Below are 16,368 nucleotides of genomic sequence, written 5' to 3'. Positions count from 1 at the left end.
ATATTCCCTCAAATTAGTCATTCATAAATAGGGCAATAAACTAAGCGCATCTACATAGGCTAAATTTATTAAAAAGTGAATTAAAATATAAACCACACTCAATTTTTAAAGAGTGTGGTTCTTCTTTATTAAATTCTATAAATCTTTTTCTGTGTAGCTTTCTCGAGGCTTATTATTGGGGTGATCCCAAGCATATCTTGTTTGTTTTGACAAGGGAAGGTTCATAACAGTGTTAGCAGGTGGGATCGGTTTCATAAACCACTTATTATAAAGCTTTTCAAGTGATCCATCTTTAATCTGATGTACGATACTATCGTTGATTGTTTGTTCAAATTTTTTGTCATTTAATCTGAGCATACAGGCGATAGGTTCCACTGAAAGTACAGTATCAAGAATGACATAATCAGATGGATTCTTTGATTTAGCGATATGTCCAGCAAGAATTGAAGCGTCCATGACAAAAGCATCCGCCTTACCAGATTCTAATAATAAAAAACTATCTCCGTGATCTTTCCCCTTTAAAACTTTAAACTGAATGTTTTTTGCATGTTTGTTTTTACGAATAAGTTGAACAGATGTTGTACCGGTGGTCGTTGCAACTGTTTTTCCATTTAAATCTTCAAGAGATTTAATGTTAGAGTTTTTCTTTACAGCAATCCGAACCTCTTCAACGTATGTTGTATAAGAAAATGCTGCTTCTTTACTGCGGGCAATATCATTTGTTGTGGAGCCGCATTCAAAATCATAGGTTTTATTTTTTAAGAGAGGAATTCTATTTTGAGAAGTGATGGGAAGATAATGAATTTTAATTGGTTTACCAATTTTTTTTGAGATATCATCAATGATACGTTCTGCCATTTCTGTATGAAAACCTACATATTTATTATTACCAAGAGCGTAGGCTAAACCAGATGATTCTCGGACACCTAAAGTAATTTCTCCTGTTCGTTTTATTTTTTCAAGAGTATCATGTTCAGCATGCGCGATACTTGAGAATCCAATGGCTGTTGCTGCAATAAACATTAACAATGATTTCTTCATTTATGTCCTCCATTCATGTGTTTTTATTTTAGTTGCTTAAGATATACTGTTTATATGGTGTAGCATAACTATTATTTTGAGTGGAATTTTTTTGTTGTTTCAAAAGGGGGTTGTACTTTCTTAATTGATATTAAGGTGAATCCAAACAGGAACGTGGTCGGATGGTTTTTGATATCCTCTTACTTCTGTTTGACTATGAGCGCAAATAAGTTGATCAACAGCTTCTGGTGATAATAATAAATGATCAATGCGAATCCCATTATTCTTAGGCCAAGCACCCGCCTGAAAATCCCAAAAACTGAAGGAGGGAGTATCGGTGACATTCCGGATAGCATCGTAAAGACCTAAATTAAGAATACGTTGAAATACTTTTCTTGTTTCTTGGAGGAATAAGGCATCTTGATACCATTCTTGAGGTTTTTTTGCATCTAATGGAGCGGGGATGACATTATAATCACCCGCTAGAATAAGGGGTTCTTCATACGCAAGCAATAATTTTGCATGTGTATATAATCTTTCCATCCATTCTATCTTATAAGAATATTTTTCACTCTCAATAGGATTCCCATTTGGCAAATAGAGAGATGCAATACGAACAACACCTTTGTTTGTTGAATAAACGGCTTCAATGTAACGTGTTTGTTCATCATTATCATTGCCTGGCAGTCGACGGATCACTTCATCCGGTGTTTTCCTAGAGAGAATCGCAACGCCATTAAAACTTTTTTGTCCGTGCGTTTCTATATGATAACCTAGATTTTCAATTGCATCGCGTGGAAAATTTTCATCAATACTTTTAATTTCCTGTAAACAGACTATGTCCGGTTGGCTTTGCTGCAGCCATTGATATAATGTTTCATGTCGTGCTTTTATTCCGGCAATATTCCACGTTGCTATTTTCATGGTGTTCATCATTAGATCTCAAGTATGCAATTCAATTTAATTTACCGCATTCATGTTTTATCGCAGTCACATCGGTGCTTTTTTATTTATAGGGATATTACTCATGGTAAATTGATTTATCAAGAATGGCGATAAAAACAAATTTAAAGTTTTAAAAATTAGTTTATTTTCATTTTTAAAAACTTTCTGCTGTTTAGTTCTTGACGAATGTACGTGTTCTCGCTATTAGAGGTGGACATAACCGATGTGGAAGTGATCAGGTGTTCTGGATATGAACCAAAAGACTATTCGCGGGTGTTAAGAAGATTAAGAGCAAATGCTAGTGCAAAAGGCTATTGCCTTCTCTGCTTATATTCGGGTAAACTGTTTTTTTTGCAGGTGTGCCCGGCTTTGTGTGTAGACTTAGACATCTGTTCCGATTTTATTGGAGTGGATAGAAGTGAAAATAGAAAAGCCCGATTGGGTGAGACGAATGTAGATCGAAAAGAGGAAGGTTGCATGCCTACCGTAAACCAGTTGATTCGCAAACCGCGTGTGGTGCCAGTTAAACGTAATAAAGTTCCTGCTCTGCAGTCGAATCCTCAGAAGCGTGGTGTTTGTACGCGTGTTTATACAACAACGCCGAAGAAACCTAATTCTGCTCTGCGTAAAGTTGCTAAAATTCGCTTGACGAATGGATTTGAAGTGATCGGTTATATTCCTGGTGAGGGGCATAATCTTCAAGAGCACTCTGTTGTGATGATCCGTGGTGGTCGTGTGAAGGATTTGCCGGGAGTTCGTTATCACATTATTCGTGGTTTGCTTGATACGCAGGGTGTCAAGAATCGTAAACAGCGTCGTTCAAAGTATGGCGCGAAGCGTCCAAAATAATATTGAGAGACAAAGCCAATGTCCCGTCGTCATAGAGCAGAAAAGCGTGAAATTAATCCAGATCCTAAGTTTGGTGATTTGGTTATTATGAAATTTATGAATGCCATTATGTTTGATGGTAAAAAATCAGTTGCAGAGCGTATTGTTTATGGTGCGCTTGATTCTGTAGAGAAAAGAGTAAAAACAGATCCTGTGGCTCTATTTCATCGGGCTTTAGAGAATGTTGCGCCTCATATTGAGGTTCGTTCACGCCGTGTTGGTGGTGCTACTTATCAAGTTCCGATTGATGTTCGTCCTGATCGTCGTCAGGCTCTTGCTATTCGTTGGTTGATTGCTGCGGCACGTGGTCGAAATGAAACGACGATGATTGGGCGTTTGTCTGGTGAGTTGATGGATGCGGCTAATAATCGCGGTTCTGCTGTGAAGAAACGTGAAGATGTTCATCGTATGGCTGAAGCTAATCGTGCGTTTTCTCACTATCGCTGGTAGAAGTTTAAACTAAGGCAAGTATAATGGCTCGCGAATATAAAATTGAAGATTATCGTAATTTTGGTATTATGGCGCATATTGATGCTGGTAAGACCACGATGACTGAGCGTATTCTGTTCTATACGGGTAAGAATCATAAAATTGGTGAGACCCATGATGGTGCTTCTACGATGGACTGGATGGAGCAGGAGCAAGAGCGTGGTATTACGATCACATCTGCTGCTACAACGACTTTTTGGCAAGGGCGTGATGGTCGCAAGCGTCGCTTTAATATTATTGATACACCAGGGCACGTTGATTTTACGATTGAGGTTGAGCGCTCTTTACGTGTTCTTGATGGTGCGATAGCGCTGTTGGATGCAAATGCTGGTGTGGAGCCTCAGACGGAGACTGTTTGGCGGCAGGCTGAGAAATATCGTGTGCCCCGCATGGTTTTTGTTAATAAAATGGATAAGATAGGTGCTGATTTCTATCGTAGTGTGGAGATGGTCGGTTCTCGATTAGGTGCTAAGGCGCTTGTTTTGCAGTTGCCGATTGGTGCTGAAAATGACTTTGAAGGTGTTGTTGATCTTGTTGAGATGAAGGCTTTGAAGTGGGATGGTTCTATTGGTGCATCAGCGGTGATCAGTGAAATTCCTGCTGATTTAAAGGAAAAAGCTGAAGCATATCGCGAGAAACTCATTGAAATGGCTGTGGAGGTCGATGAGGTTGCCATGGAGGCTTATTTGGAAGGTGTTATGCCAACCAACGAGCAGCTCGTTTCTCTCATTCGTAGGGGGACTGTAGAGGTTCAGTTTCATCCTGTTCTTTGTGGTACGGCTTTTAAAAATAAGGGAATTCAGCCGCTTTTGGATGCTGTTGTTTCTTATCTTCCTTCTCCAGTTGATGTTCCGGCAATTAGTGGTATCGATGTGAAGACTGAGTCTGAGACGACACGCGAATCTTCTGATGATGCGCCGCTGTCTATGCTTGCTTTTAAAATTATGAATGATCCTTTTGTTGGTTCGTTGACGTTCTGTCGTATTTACTCTGGGAAAGTTCATAAAGGTGTTTCTCTTGAGAATACTGTGAAGAAGAAGAAGGAACGTTTGGGTCGTATGCTTCAAATGCATTCAAATTCTCGTGAGGATATTGAAGAAGCATTTGCTGGTGATATTGTTGCTCTTGCAGGACTTAAGGAGACAACAACAGGTGATACTCTTTGTGACCCTTTGAGGCCTGTCATTTTGGAGCGGATGGAGTTTCCGGAACCTGTTATTGAGATTGCAATTGAACCGAAAACAAAAGCAGATCAGGAAAAAATGGGTATTGCTCTTAATCGTCTAGCGGCTGAAGATCCTTCATTTCGTGTTAAATCGGATGAGGAATCTGGTCAGACTATTATAGCTGGAATGGGTGAGCTTCATCTTGATATTATTGTTGATCGTATGCGGCGTGAGTTTAAGGTTGAAGCAAATGTTGGGCAGCCTCAAGTTGCTTATCGTGAGTCGATTACTAAAATGGCTGAAATTGATTATACGCATAAGAAGCAATCGGGTGGTGCTGGTCAATTTGCTCGTGTAAAAATTGTTTTTGAGCCTCATGATGGTGATGACTTTATTTTTGAGTCAAAGATTGTTGGTGGTGCTGTTCCTAAAGAATATATTCCCGGTGTCCAAAAGGGGATTGAAAGTGTTATGGGATCAGGTCCTCTTGCGGGTTTTCCTATGCTTGGTGTAAAAGCGACTCTCATTGACGGTGGTTATCACGATGTTGATTCTTCTGTGTTGGCTTTTGAAATTGCCGCTCGTGCAGCCTTTCGTGATGGGGCAAAGAAGGCTGGTGCGCAGCTTCTTGAGCCGATTATGAAGGTGGAGGTTGTTACACCGGATGATTATGTTGGTGATGTTATTGGTGATCTCAATTCTCGTCGGGGACAGATTTCGGGAACTGAAACGCGCGGTATTGCAACGGTTGTGAATGCAATGGTTCCTTTGGCAAATATGTTTGGTTATGTGAATACTCTTCGCTCTATGAGTCAGGGACGTGCGCAGTATACAATGCAGTTTGATCATTACGAGCCTGTGCCTTCGGCTGTTGCTTTGGAGATTCAAAAGAAATACGCGTAATTTCAGGTTGGTAATTAATTTTTAACTTAGTCCTTGGCTTGGACGGAAAATGGAGAGCTCAGATGGCGAAGAGCAAGTTTGAACGAACAAAACCGCATGTTAATATTGGTACGATTGGTCACGTTGATCATGGGAAGACCTCGTTGACAGCAGCGATTACGAAATATTTTGGTGAATTTAAAGCCTATGACCAAATTGATGCTGCCCCAGAGGAACGCGCACGCGGAATTACTATTTCTACAGCACACGTTGAGTATGAAACAGAAAATCGTCACTATGCGCACGTTGATTGTCCAGGACACGCTGATTATGTAAAGAACATGATCACAGGGGCAGCACAGATGGATGGTGCTATTTTGGTTGTTTCGGCGGCTGATGGTCCAATGCCTCAGACACGTGAGCATATTTTGCTTGCGCGTCAGGTTGGTGTTCCAGCGATTGTTGTTTTTCTTAATAAAGTTGATCAGGTTGATGATGCAGAACTTTTGGAGCTTGTAGAGCTTGAGGTTCGGGAACTTTTATCCAAATATGATTTTCCAGGCGATGATATACCAATTGTTAAGGGTTCTGCGTTGGCAGCTCTTGAGGATAAGGATAAAAGCATTGGTGAAGATGCTGTTCGTCTTTTAATGAGTGAAGTTGATAATTATATTCCAACTCCTGAACGTCCAGTTGATCAACCATTTTTGATGCCGATAGAGGATGTATTTTCGATTTCGGGTCGTGGAACCGTTGTTACGGGTCGTGTTGAGCGTGGTATTATTAAAGTTGGAGAGGAAATCGAGATTATCGGTATTCGTCCAACGTCTAAGACGACAGTTACAGGCGTTGAAATGTTCCGCAAGCTTTTAGATCAAGGTCAAGCGGGTGATAATATAGGAGCTCTGCTTCGTGGTGTTGACCGTGAAGGAATTGAGCGTGGACAAGTATTGGCGAAGCCAGGGTCCGTTACGCCTCATACACGTTTTAAAGCAGAAGCTTACATTTTGACAAAAGATGAAGGTGGACGTCATACACCATTTTTCACGAACTACCGTCCTCAGTTTTACTTCCGTACGACAGATGTTACAGGTATTGTTACTCTTCCAGAAGGAACGGAAATGGTTATGCCAGGCGACAATGTTGCCATGGATGTTTCGTTGATCGTTCCGATAGCGATGGAAGAGAAACTTCGTTTTGCTATTCGTGAAGGTGGTCGTACTGTTGGTGCCGGTATCGTCTCTAAGATCATTGAATAAATAATGCTTGTTGAGTGCTTTGATTATTGAAGGCACTTTGTATAACAGGGAAATAAAGAGCATGAACAGTCAAAATATTCGCATTCGCTTGAAAGCGTTTGATCATAGGATTCTTGATACGTCGACGCGTGAGATTGTATCGACTGCTAAACGTACCGGTGCAAATGTCCGTGGTCCCATTCCGCTTCCGACGCGGATTGAGAAATTTACGGTTAATCGTGGACCGCATATCGATAAGAAGAGTCGTGAGCAATTTGAGATGCGAACACATAAACGTCTTCTTGATATTGTTGATCCAACGCCGCAAACAGTGGATGCGCTTATGAAGCTTGATCTTTCTGCTGGTGTGGATGTAGAAATTAAGCTCTGAGGTTTGAGGACAGAAGGAACAGACCCGATGCGTTCAGGTGTAATAGCACAGAAGCTGGGCATGACCCGTATTTATAATGATGCTGGTGAGCATGTGCCGGTGACAGTACTTCGTTTGGAGAATTGTCAAGTCGTTGCTCAGCGTACAGTTGAAAAGAATGGTTATACTGCTGTTCAATTAGGTGTAGGCTTTGCTAAGGTTAAGAATATTTCACAAGCTCTTCGTGGACATTTTGCTAAGGCTTCTGTTGAGCCTAAAGCCAAAATAGCTGAGTTTCGTGTGAGTCCCGACAATCTTCTTGATGTTGGTACGGAAATTACGGTGGAGCATTTTGTTCCAGGACAAAGAGTTGATGTGACTGGTACCAGTATTGGTAAGGGGTTTGCTGGTGTTATGAAACGGCATAACTTTGGTGGGCATCGTGCTTCTCACGGTAATTCGATCACACATCGTGCTCATGGTTCTACAGGTCAGTGCCAAGATCCTGGTAAAGTTTTTAAAGGGAAGAAAATGGCTGGCCATATGGGGCAAGTGCGTGTAACAACACAGAATATTGAAGTTATTTCCACTGATATTGAGCGTGGTTTAATTTTAGTGCGTGGTGCTGTTTCTGGTTCTAAAGGTTCTTGGATTTTGGTGCGGGATGCTGTGAAAAAGCGTCTTCCTGATAATGCTCCGAAGCCTGCTGGTATCCGCCGTCTTGTGAAGGAGAAAACGGAAATGGTTTCTCCGGTGACGGAAACCTCTGAAGTTGAGGGAGCCTAATAATGGATCTTGTAATTAAAACTCTTGATGGTAATGAAGCTGGCAAATTAAAGGTTTCTGAAGCTATTTTTGATCTTGTTCCGCGTGAGGATATTTTGCAACGTGTTGTTCGTTGGCAGCTTGCGCGTCGTCAGCAGGGAAGTCATCAATCCCAAGGTCGTTCTAATGTGTCACGAACGGGGGCAAAGATGTTTAAACAAAAGGGAACTGGGCGTGCTCGACATTCATCTGCACGTGCACCACAGTTTAGAGGTGGGGGTAAGGCACATGGACCGGTGGTTCGTAGTCATGCGCATGATCTTCCTAAAAAGATTCGTGCTCTTGGGTTACGTCTTGCTTTATCTGCAAAATTAAAAGCAAAAGATTTAATTATTGTGGATGAGTTGACTGTTAAGGATGCTAAAACGAAAATGCTTGTTTCTCATTTTTCTAAGCTTGGATTTAATAACGCTCTCTTGATTGGTGGTAAAGAGATTGATATTAATTTTTTTCGTGCAGCCTCTAATATCCCTGATATTGATATTTTGCCTATTCAGGGAATTAATGTTTATGATATTTTGCGTCGCAGCAAACTTGTTTTATCAAAGGCAGCTGTTGAGGCTCTTGAGGAGCGTTTTAAATGACAGATCTTCGCCATTATGATATAATTATTAGCCCAGTTATTACTGAAAAGTCGACTATGATTTCTGAATATAATCAAGTTGCTTTTAATGTCGCGCCGAAAGCGACGAAGCCTGAGATTAAGGCTGCTATTGAAGCGCTTTTTAGCGTAAAAGTTAAAGCAGTTAACACGATAGTCCGTAAGGGTAAAGTGAAACGTTTCAAAGGTATAGTTGGTCGGCAGAGTGATGTCAAAAAAGCGATCGTAACTCTGGCCAGTGGTCAGGTTATCGACGTTTCGACAGGTCTTTAAAGAGGCTCGGAGATAGGAATAATGGCACTTAAGCAATTTAATCCAACGGCACCTGGGCAGCGTCAGCTTGTTATTGTGGAACGTTCTTGTCTTTATAAGGGAAAACCTGTGAAGATGTTGACAGAGGGTTTGTCTTCAAAGGGTGGACGTAATAATCGTGGTCGTGTTACTGCTCGTTTTCAGGGTGGTGGACATAAACGTAGTTATCGGTTTGTCGACTTTAAGCGTCTTAAACGTGATGTTTCAGCGAAGGTTGAGCGTTTAGAATATGATCCGAATCGTACCGCCTTTATTGCTTTAATTCGCTATGAGGATGGGCAATTGAGTTATATTCTTGCGCCACAGCGTCTTGCGGTTGGTGATTCTGTTATGGCTGGTTTAAATGTGGATGTTAAACCAGGTAATGCTATGCCTCTTGGTAATATGCCTGTAGGCACAATTATTCATAATGTTGAGATGAAACCAGGAAAAGGGGGGCAAATTGCACGTTCAGCAGGTACTTATGCGCAGTTGATTGGACGAGATCAGGGTATGGCTATCCTTCGTTTAAATTCTGGTGAGCAGCGTTTGGTTCCTAGTAGCTGTTTTGCAACTGTTGGCGCTGTTTCAAATCCTGATCATGGGAATATTAATGATGGTAAGGCAGGTCGGTCACGTTGGCGTGGTAAACGTCCACATGTTCGTGGTGTTGCTATGAACCCCGTTGATCATCCGCACGGTGGTGGTGAAGGTCGTACATCGGGGGGGCGTCATCCAGTATCTCCTTGGGGTAAACCAACGAAAGGTAAGCGTACGCGCTCCAATAAAGCCACTGATAAATTTATTATGCGTACGCGTCATCAACGCAAGAAATGAGAAAGGTAGTCTGAAGTGGTTCGTTCAGTGTGGAAAGGTCCGTTTGTTGACGGCTATCTTCTTGGTAAAGCAGAGAAGGTACGTGCAAGTGGGCGTAATGAAGTTATAAAAATATGGAGTCGTCGCTCTACTATTTTACCACAATTTGTTGGTTTAACTTTTGGTGTTTACAACGGTAATAAGCATATTCCTGTTTCTGTTTCTGAAGAGATGGTTGGACATAAGTTTGGTGAGTTCGCTCCTACCCGGACTTATTATGGTCATGGTGCCGATAAAAAAGCGAAGAGGAAGTAGGAATGGGAAAAGCTAGAGTTTCGCGCCAGCTTAAAGATAATGAAGCAAGAGCTGTCACGCGGACAATTCGTGTTAGTCCGCAGAAGCTTAATTTAGTTGCTGCAATGATTCGTGGTAAAAGAGTTAATGTGGCACTCGCTGATTTAATGTTTTCACGCAAGCGTATTGCTGCTACTGTGAAAAAAACGCTTGAATCAGCAATTGCAAATGCAGAGAATAACCACGATCTTGATATTGATTCGCTTATTGTGGCGGAAGCTTTTGTTGGTAAGTCGATAGTGATGAAGCGCTTTCATGTTCGTGGTCGAGGGCGTGCTAGTAGAATTGAACGTCCATTTTCGCATCTTACTGTTATTGTTCGTGAAGTTACCGAAAAAGTGGAGGCCGCGTAATGGGTCAGAAGATAAATCCAATAGGACTTCGTCTTGGTGTTAATCGGACCTGGGACTCTCGTTGGTATGCTGATAGTGGTGAATATGGGCGCCTTCTTCATGAAGATTTGAAAATTCGTTCGTATGTGCTTGAGGAGCTTAAACAGGCGGCTATTTCTAAGGTTGTTATTGAGCGTCCTCATAAAAAGTGTCGTATTACGATTCATTCTGCACGTCCTGGTTTGATTATTGGTAAAAAGGGTGCTGATATCGAAAAGCTTCGTCGTAAGCTCTCAGAAATGACGGATGCTGAAACTTCATTGAATATTGTGGAGATTCGTAAGCCGGAGATTGATGCGACGATTATTGCACAATCAATTGCTCAACAGTTAGAGCGTCGTGTTGCTTTTCGTCGTGCAATGAAGCGTGCTGTTCAGTCTGCTATGCGTCTTGGTGCGGAAGGTATCCGTATCAATTGTTCTGGCCGTCTTGGTGGTGCTGAAATTGCTCGTATGGAATGGTATCGTGAAGGTCGTGTTCCACTTCATACCTTGCGTTCTGATGTTGATTACGGTACAGCAGAAGCTAAGACCGCTTATGGTATTTGTGGTATTAAGGTTTGGGTCTTTAAGGGTGAGATTCTTGAGCATGATCCGATGGCTTCAGAACGTCGTGCTACGGAAGTTGATCAATCTGGTTCTTCATCGAATCGTCGCCGTGAAAATGCTTAGTTTTTGAGATTGAACTAAAATTTGGAGTAGAGAACAATGTTGCAGCCAAAGCGCACAAAGTTCCGTAAACAGTTCAAGGGCCGTATTCACGGTGTTGCGAAGGGTGGTACGGATTTGAATTTCGGTGCCTACGGTTTGAAGGCTGTTGAGCCGGAGCGGATTACTGCTCGTCAAATTGAAGCGGCGCGCCGCGCGATTACACGTTATATGAAGCGTTCTGGTCGTGTGTGGATTCGTATTTTTCCAGATCTTCCGGTTACGTCTAAACCGACAGAAGTTCGTATGGGTAAAGGTAAGGGAAGTGTCGATTATTGGGCTGCACGTGTTGCTCCTGGACGCATCATGTTTGAGCTTGATGGAGTTCCTGAGGATGTTGCACGTGAAGCACTAAGGTTGGGTGCTGCAAAGTTGCCTATAAAAACGCGTTTCATCCAGCGTATTGCTGAATAATGAGGTTAAGCGATGAGAGCCACAGAATTACGGGCGCAAACGCTCGACCAAATGAAAGATGAATTGGCTAAGTTAAAGAAAGAGCAATTTAATTTGCGTTTTCAAAAAGCAACAGGTCAATTAGAAAAGACTGCGCGCGTTAGACAAGTTCGTCGTGATATTGCGCGTATTAAAACTTTTCTTCGTCAAAGATTAAGTGAAAGTAAGGTTTAAGGAAATAAGAGATGCCTAAACGCGTTTTGCAGGGTGTTGTTATTAGCGACAAAAGTGATAAAACTGTTGTTGTCAAAGTTGAGCGCCGTTATTCTCATCCGCTTCTTAAGAAGACTGTTCGGCAGTCTAAAAATTATAAAGCGCATGATGAAAACAACCAATCCAAGATTGGGGATCAAGTTTCTATTCAAGAATCTAGGCCAATTTCGAAAGATAAATGTTGGGTTGTGTTGTAAAAGACAATGTAGTGTAATGAGTTAAGTTTATTGTTTTAGAATTTAACAGTGTTTTATCATTGATAAATTTAAAGGCGATGGCTTTATCGTTATTTGGCAGGCAAATCCGAGTGTATAAAAGGTACAATTGGATATATATGTTGAGAGAAGGTGGCCAGTCATGATTCAGATGCAAACAAACCTCGACGTTGCTGATAATTCTGGTGCTCGTCGTGTCATGTGCATCAAGGTGTTAGGCGGTTCAAAGCGGAGATATGCTTCGGTCGGTGACATTATTGTTGTTTCGGTTAAGGATGCTAGTCCGCGTGGCCGTGTTAAAAAAGGTGATGTTATGAAAGCTGTTGTGGTCCGTACTGCTAAGGATATTCGTCGCGCAGATGGTAGTGTCATTCGTTTTGATAGTAATGCTGCGGTTTTAGTGGATAATAAAAAAGAGCCGATCGGTACTCGTATCTTTGGACCTGTTCCCCGCGAATTGCGTGCTAGGAATCATATGAAGATCATCTCGCTCGCTCCTGAAGTTCTGTAAGGAGTAAATGTTATGCAGAAGATTCGAAAAGGTGATAAAGTTGTTGTTTTATCCGGTAAGGATAAAGGATGTAGTGGTGAAGTAATTAAAGTTAGTCCAAAAGAGAATAAGGCTTTTGTTCGTGGGATTAATATGATTAAACGTCATCAACGTCAAACGCAGAAGCAAGAAGCTGGAATTATTTCTAAAGAAGCTCCGATTCATCTGTCTAATTTGGCGATTGCTGATCCTAAAGATGGTAAGCCTACACGTGTAGGCTTTCGTATGAATGCAGATGGTAATAAAGTGCGTTTTGCCAAGCGTTCGGGAGAGTTGATTAATGGCTGAGGAAAGACAAGTGCCGCGTATGAAAGTGCATTATTTTGAAGTGATTCGTAAAGCGCTTCAAGAGAAGTTTAATTACAGAAACGCGATGCAAATTCCGCGGATTGATAAAATTGTAATAAATATGGGGATAGGTGAAGCAACTGCTGATTCGAAGAAGCCTTCCCTTGCTGCTGAGGATTTAGGGCTAATAACAGGTCAGAAGGCTGTTGTTACGCGTGCGCGTAATTCTATTGCGACCTTTAAGGTTCGTGAAGGAATGCCTCTTGGGGCTAAAGTTACATTGCGTAAAGATCGGATGTTTGAGTTTTTAGATCGTCTTGTTACGATTGCTCTTCCGCGGGTTCGTGACTTTCGTGGTTTAAATCCGAAGAGTTTTGATGGTCGTGGCAATTTTGCTATGGGTATTAAAGAACACATTGTATTTCCAGAAATCAACTATGATAAAGTTGATCAAATTTGGGGCATGGATATTATTGTTTGTACGACAGCAAAAACGGATGATGAAGCCCGTGAGTTATTGCGTGCTTTTAATTTTCCTTTTCGCTCGTAACGGCAAACGTAGTGAGGTGAAATTATGGCCAAAGTGAGTGCCGTTGAGAAAAATAAGCGTCGTGAGGTGATGGTAAAGCGTTATGCTGCCCGTCGTGCACGTTTGAAGGCAATAGTTATGGATCAGAAGGTTTCTCTTGAAGAACGTTTTAAAGCTTCTGTTCAGTTGGCAGAGTTGCCGCGTAATTCTTCGAAAGTTCGTATTCGTAATCGCTGTGAGGTTTCGGGTCGTCCGCGGGCTTATTATCGTAAATTAAAAATGTCGCGAATTGCGTTGCGTGAGCTTGGCTCTATTGGCCATATTCCTGGTATTGTAAAGTCTAGTTGGTAAGAGGAGATTATTTAATGTCTATGTCAGATCCTCTTGGTGATATGTTAACACGTATTCGTAATGCACTTGGTCGTAAAAAAGGTAAAGTAGTTACTCCAGCTTCGAAGCTTCGTGTGCGCGTTCTTGATGTTCTTCAGTCGGAAGGTTATATTCGCGGATATAATCAAATTGATTTAGGTGATGGGAAAGCTGAAATTGAAATCGAATTGAAGTATTTTGAAGGGTTGGCTGCTATTCGTGAGATTTCACGTGTGTCAAAGCCAGGTCGTCGTGTATATGTTTCTGCTAAGTCGCTCCCACAGGTGGCTAATGGCCTTGGTATTTCGATTTTATCGACTCCTAAAGGTGTCATGGCAGATCATGAGGCGCGCGAACAGAATGTTGGTGGAGAACTCCTTTGTCGTGTTTTCTAAGTTATGTCAAGAAAACGGAAGAAAAAGTAGGTTAGAACAATGTCTCGTATTGGAAAGAAACCCATTTCAATTCCTTCTGGAGTTACTGCTACTGTCGAAGGTCAGCTGGTTAAAGCAAAAGGTCCAAAAGGTGAGCTGAGTTACGTCGTCAATGATGAAGTCTTAGTCAAGTTTGAGGAAAATATCATATCAGTTATGCCGCGGGATCAGTCAAAAGATGCACGTTCTAAATGGGGTATGTCGCGCTCAATGATTGAGAACATTTTTTGTGGTGTGAAAGATGGTTTTGAAAAGAGGTTGGAGATTAATGGGGTTGGTTATCGTGCTGCTTTGCAGGGTAAGGATGTTCAACTATCTCTAGGCTTTTCGCATGATGTGGTTTATAAAGTTCCATCGGGTGTTACTGTAACTGTTCCTAAGCCAACAGAAATTGTTATTTTTGGAATTGATAAACAGCAAGTTGGACAAGTTGCAGCGGAGATTCGTGAGTATCGTAGGCCTGAGCCCTATAAAGGTAAAGGTGTTAAGCATGCTGATGAACGTATCTTCCGTAAAGAAGGTAAAAAGAAATAAGGATTTTGTATTATGGTTTCATCTAAGGACATTATCCAACGTCGTGCAAGGCGTGTTCGTCGTAGAATTAAAATGGTTTCTCATGAACGTCCTCGGCTTAGTGTTTATCGTTCAAATCAGAATATTTATGCTCAAGTTATCGATGATTTGCGGGGATGTACACTTGTTTCAGCCTCTACTCTTGAAAGTGATTTAAAAAAGTCGCTAAAGAGTGGTGCTGATAAAAAAGCAGCTTTTGCTGTTGGTAAGTTAATTGCTGAGCGTGCGAAGCAGGCGGGTGTTAATGAGGTGGTTTTTGATCGTGGAGCATATGTGTACCATGGTCGAGTTAAAGCTTTAGCTGAAGCTGCTCGTGAAGGTGGTTTGAATTTCTAAAACTTCTTATTTATGAATGAGTAAAGAGAGTTTAGGGTATTTCGTTTAAGTTCTTCCAGTTTGATGAGGGACTTGTTATCGTGCTTCCGGAAAAGAAAAAGGAATGAGGAATGGCACAAAAAGAGCGTGGTGAGAGAGAAGAACGCGATAATGAATTTGTCGATAGGTTAGTTCATATCAATCGTGTTGCGAAAGTTGTAAAGGGTGGTCGGCGTTTTGGTTTTGCTGCTCTTGTTGTCGTTGGAGATCAAAAAGGGCGTGTGGGTTTTGGACATGGTAAAGCCCGTGAAGTTCCAGAAGCCGTTCGTAAAGCAACGGAATCTGCAAAACGTGGGATGATTTATGTTCCGCTTCGGTCTGGACGGACATTGCATCATGATCTTGAAGGTCGTCACGGAGCTGGGCGTGTTTTGCTACGTTCGGCTTCTGCTGGTACTGGTATTATTGCTGGGGGGCCGATGCGTGCTATTTTTGAAGCTCTTGGTATGCAGGATGTTGTTGCAAAATCACTAGGATCGTCGAATCCTTATAACATGGTTCGTGCAACATTTGATGCATTGAAACATCAAATGCATCCTAGAGATATTGCTGCTCAACGTGGTATAAAATACTCTACTTTGCAGGCGCGTCGTCGCTATTTGGTTGACCTAGAAGGATAATTTCTGAGATTATCAGAAAAGGAATTAGGAAATGGTTCAGAAAAAATCGCAGAGTGGTAAAACTATCACGGTGGAGCAAATAGGAAGCCCTATTCGAAATTCACAGATTCAGCGTGCAACCTTAAAGGGGCTTGGACTAAATAAAATGCGTCGTCGGCGCGTTTTAGATGATACACTTTGTGTGCGGGGTATGATTGCTCAGGTTCGGCATCTTGTTCGCGTTATAGATGAAGGTTAAGGGTTGCGGGAGTATTAGATATGAAACTCAATGAACTGCGTGATTGCAAAGGCGCAACAAAAAATCGTAAGCGTGTTGGGCGTGGTATTGGTTCCGGTACGGGTAAGACTGGTGGTCGTGGTGTAAAAGGGCAAAAGTCGCGGTCTGGTGTTTCCCTTAATGGTTTTGAAGGTGGGCAAATGCCTATCTATCGTCGTTTGCCAAAACGTGGATTTAGAAATTTCTTTGCCAAAACCTACAATGAAGTTTCACTAGGACGTATTCAGTTAGCAGTTGATGCAGGTAAGTTGAATATTGAAAAGCCTGTTGATATGATTGCTCTGAAAGAGGCTGGTATTATTCGTCGTGAAAAAGATGGGATTCGTCTTCTTTCTGATGGCGATTTGAAGGCTAAGATTACTTTTCATGTTTCTGGTGCTTCACAAGCTGCTCGTGTTAAGATTGAAAAAGTGGGTGGTCAGATTATTTTTCCTGATATTGCTCGATAATTTTTTTAATATGAGTAGAGACCTAAAGAAGAATTACAT

27 protein-coding genes are annotated in these 16,368 nt (G+C 41.7%); 25 read left to right on the top strand and 2 right to left on the bottom strand.

Annotation, left to right across the window (positions count from 1 at the left end):
• Positions 1 to 135 precede the first annotated feature (135 nt).
• Both QHG57_RS07560 and xth read right to left on the bottom strand, forming a co-directional pair.
• Complete coding sequence (locus QHG57_RS07560) at positions 136 to 1,041, bottom strand: transporter substrate-binding domain-containing protein (RefSeq protein ID WP_330169037.1); 906 nt, start codon at positions 1,039 to 1,041, stop codon at positions 136 to 138.
• Positions 1,042 to 1,161: 120 nt separating this feature from the next.
• Positions 1,162 to 1,944 (bottom strand): exodeoxyribonuclease III, encoded by a 783-nt coding sequence (gene xth / locus QHG57_RS07555; RefSeq protein ID WP_330167774.1) that lies wholly within the window; start codon positions 1,942 to 1,944, stop codon positions 1,162 to 1,164.
• 498 nt (positions 1,945 to 2,442) lie between these two features.
• Here xth and rpsL point away from each other — a divergent pair, with 498 nt between their 5' ends.
• The 25 genes from rpsL to rplO all read left to right on the top strand — a co-directional run bounded on the left by rpsL (position 2,443) and on the right by rplO (position 16,329).
• Entirely contained in the window at positions 2,443 to 2,814 is a 372-nt protein-coding gene (gene rpsL, locus QHG57_RS07550) for a 30S ribosomal protein S12 (RefSeq protein ID WP_006589495.1), read from the top strand.
• Positions 2,815 to 2,832: 18 nt separating this feature from the next.
• Entirely contained in the window at positions 2,833 to 3,303 is a 471-nt protein-coding gene (gene rpsG / locus QHG57_RS07545; RefSeq protein ID WP_330167773.1) for a 30S ribosomal protein S7, read from the top strand.
• 23 nt (positions 3,304 to 3,326) lie between these two features.
• On the top strand, positions 3,327 to 5,411 hold the full coding sequence (fusA, locus tag QHG57_RS07540) for an elongation factor G (RefSeq protein ID WP_330167772.1): 2,085 nt from the start codon (positions 3,327 to 3,329) through the stop codon (positions 5,409 to 5,411).
• 62 nt (positions 5,412 to 5,473) lie between these two features.
• Entirely contained in the window at positions 5,474 to 6,649 is a 1,176-nt protein-coding gene (gene tuf / locus QHG57_RS07535) for an elongation factor Tu (protein WP_330167429.1), read from the top strand.
• 61 nt (positions 6,650 to 6,710) lie between these two features.
• On the top strand, positions 6,711 to 7,019 hold the full coding sequence (rpsJ, locus tag QHG57_RS07530; protein ID WP_005773267.1) for a 30S ribosomal protein S10: 309 nt from the start codon (positions 6,711 to 6,713) through the stop codon (positions 7,017 to 7,019).
• A gap of 27 nt (positions 7,020 to 7,046) precedes the next feature.
• Positions 7,047 to 7,784, top strand: a complete 738-nt coding sequence (rplC, locus tag QHG57_RS07525) for a 50S ribosomal protein L3 (protein WP_330167771.1) — start codon at positions 7,047 to 7,049, stop codon at positions 7,782 to 7,784.
• 2 nt (positions 7,785 to 7,786) lie between these two features.
• Positions 7,787 to 8,407 (top strand): 50S ribosomal protein L4, encoded by a 621-nt coding sequence (gene rplD / locus QHG57_RS07520; RefSeq protein WP_330167770.1) that lies wholly within the window; start codon positions 7,787 to 7,789, stop codon positions 8,405 to 8,407.
• The gene (locus tag QHG57_RS07515) at positions 8,404 to 8,697 is read left to right on the top strand and encodes a 50S ribosomal protein L23 (RefSeq protein WP_330167769.1); all 294 of its coding nucleotides are present in this window, start codon (positions 8,404 to 8,406) and stop codon (positions 8,695 to 8,697) included. Before rplD ends, QHG57_RS07515 begins: the two co-directional genes overlap by 4 nt.
• Before the next feature lie 21 nt (positions 8,698 to 8,718).
• Positions 8,719 to 9,552: a 50S ribosomal protein L2 gene (gene rplB / locus QHG57_RS07510; RefSeq protein ID WP_330167768.1), complete on the top strand. Its 834-nt coding sequence runs from the start codon at positions 8,719 to 8,721 to the stop codon at positions 9,550 to 9,552.
• A 15-nt stretch (positions 9,553 to 9,567) separates the two neighbouring features.
• Positions 9,568 to 9,846, top strand: coding sequence for a 30S ribosomal protein S19 (rpsS, locus tag QHG57_RS07505; protein ID WP_004855734.1), 279 nt, complete (start codon positions 9,568 to 9,570; stop codon positions 9,844 to 9,846).
• Between the two features lie 2 nt (positions 9,847 to 9,848).
• Positions 9,849 to 10,238 carry a 50S ribosomal protein L22 gene (gene rplV, locus QHG57_RS07500; RefSeq protein ID WP_330167767.1) on the top strand — a complete coding sequence of 130 codons (390 nt, stop codon included), beginning with the start codon at positions 9,849 to 9,851 and terminating at the stop codon, positions 10,236 to 10,238.
• Positions 10,238 to 10,948, top strand: a complete 711-nt coding sequence (rpsC, locus tag QHG57_RS07495) for a 30S ribosomal protein S3 (protein ID WP_015856582.1) — start codon at positions 10,238 to 10,240, stop codon at positions 10,946 to 10,948. The genes rplV and rpsC overlap by 1 nt, the downstream gene beginning before the upstream one ends.
• 36 nt (positions 10,949 to 10,984) lie before the next feature.
• The gene (gene rplP / locus QHG57_RS07490; RefSeq protein WP_015856581.1) at positions 10,985 to 11,398 is read left to right on the top strand and encodes a 50S ribosomal protein L16; all 414 of its coding nucleotides are present in this window, start codon (positions 10,985 to 10,987) and stop codon (positions 11,396 to 11,398) included.
• A gap of 12 nt (positions 11,399 to 11,410) precedes the next feature.
• Positions 11,411 to 11,611 carry a 50S ribosomal protein L29 gene (rpmC, locus tag QHG57_RS07485; protein WP_330167766.1) on the top strand — a complete coding sequence of 67 codons (201 nt, stop codon included), beginning with the start codon at positions 11,411 to 11,413 and terminating at the stop codon, positions 11,609 to 11,611.
• Between the two features lie 11 nt (positions 11,612 to 11,622).
• Positions 11,623 to 11,847 (top strand): 30S ribosomal protein S17, encoded by a 225-nt coding sequence (gene rpsQ / locus QHG57_RS07480; RefSeq protein WP_330167765.1) that lies wholly within the window; start codon positions 11,623 to 11,625, stop codon positions 11,845 to 11,847.
• 160 nt (positions 11,848 to 12,007) lie between these two features.
• The gene (gene rplN / locus QHG57_RS07475) at positions 12,008 to 12,376 is read left to right on the top strand and encodes a 50S ribosomal protein L14 (RefSeq protein ID WP_330167764.1); all 369 of its coding nucleotides are present in this window, start codon (positions 12,008 to 12,010) and stop codon (positions 12,374 to 12,376) included.
• 12 nt (positions 12,377 to 12,388) lie between these two features.
• Positions 12,389 to 12,703, top strand: a complete 315-nt coding sequence (gene rplX, locus QHG57_RS07470; RefSeq protein WP_015856579.1) for a 50S ribosomal protein L24 — start codon at positions 12,389 to 12,391, stop codon at positions 12,701 to 12,703.
• Positions 12,696 to 13,253 carry a 50S ribosomal protein L5 gene (gene rplE / locus QHG57_RS07465; protein WP_330167763.1) on the top strand — a complete coding sequence of 186 codons (558 nt, stop codon included), beginning with the start codon at positions 12,696 to 12,698 and terminating at the stop codon, positions 13,251 to 13,253. The genes rplX and rplE overlap by 8 nt, the downstream gene beginning before the upstream one ends.
• Before the next feature lie 24 nt (positions 13,254 to 13,277).
• Positions 13,278 to 13,583: a 30S ribosomal protein S14 gene (gene rpsN, locus QHG57_RS07460; RefSeq protein WP_005773283.1), complete on the top strand. Its 306-nt coding sequence runs from the start codon at positions 13,278 to 13,280 to the stop codon at positions 13,581 to 13,583.
• Positions 13,584 to 13,597: 14 nt separating this feature from the next.
• On the top strand, positions 13,598 to 13,996 hold the full coding sequence (gene rpsH / locus QHG57_RS07455; protein WP_330167762.1) for a 30S ribosomal protein S8: 399 nt from the start codon (positions 13,598 to 13,600) through the stop codon (positions 13,994 to 13,996).
• 39 nt (positions 13,997 to 14,035) lie between these two features.
• Complete coding sequence (gene rplF, locus QHG57_RS07450) at positions 14,036 to 14,569, top strand: 50S ribosomal protein L6 (protein ID WP_330167761.1); 534 nt, start codon at positions 14,036 to 14,038, stop codon at positions 14,567 to 14,569.
• Positions 14,570 to 14,581: 12 nt separating this feature from the next.
• Positions 14,582 to 14,944 (top strand): 50S ribosomal protein L18, encoded by a 363-nt coding sequence (gene rplR, locus QHG57_RS07445; protein ID WP_330167760.1) that lies wholly within the window; start codon positions 14,582 to 14,584, stop codon positions 14,942 to 14,944.
• A 110-nt stretch (positions 14,945 to 15,054) separates the two neighbouring features.
• Complete coding sequence (rpsE, locus tag QHG57_RS07440; protein WP_330167759.1) at positions 15,055 to 15,603, top strand: 30S ribosomal protein S5; 549 nt, start codon at positions 15,055 to 15,057, stop codon at positions 15,601 to 15,603.
• A 31-nt stretch (positions 15,604 to 15,634) separates the two neighbouring features.
• Positions 15,635 to 15,841 (top strand): 50S ribosomal protein L30, encoded by a 207-nt coding sequence (gene rpmD / locus QHG57_RS07435; protein WP_015856573.1) that lies wholly within the window; start codon positions 15,635 to 15,637, stop codon positions 15,839 to 15,841.
• A 20-nt stretch (positions 15,842 to 15,861) separates the two neighbouring features.
• Positions 15,862 to 16,329 (top strand): 50S ribosomal protein L15, encoded by a 468-nt coding sequence (rplO, locus tag QHG57_RS07430; RefSeq protein ID WP_330167758.1) that lies wholly within the window; start codon positions 15,862 to 15,864, stop codon positions 16,327 to 16,329.
• Positions 16,330 to 16,368 lie beyond the last annotated feature (39 nt).

The organism is Bartonella grahamii subsp. shimonis, from assembly GCF_036327415.1.
In the GTDB taxonomy this organism is placed as follows: domain Bacteria; phylum Pseudomonadota; class Alphaproteobacteria; order Rhizobiales; family Rhizobiaceae; genus Bartonella; species Bartonella shimonis.
This window is presented reverse-complemented; position numbering and strand designations above follow the sequence as displayed.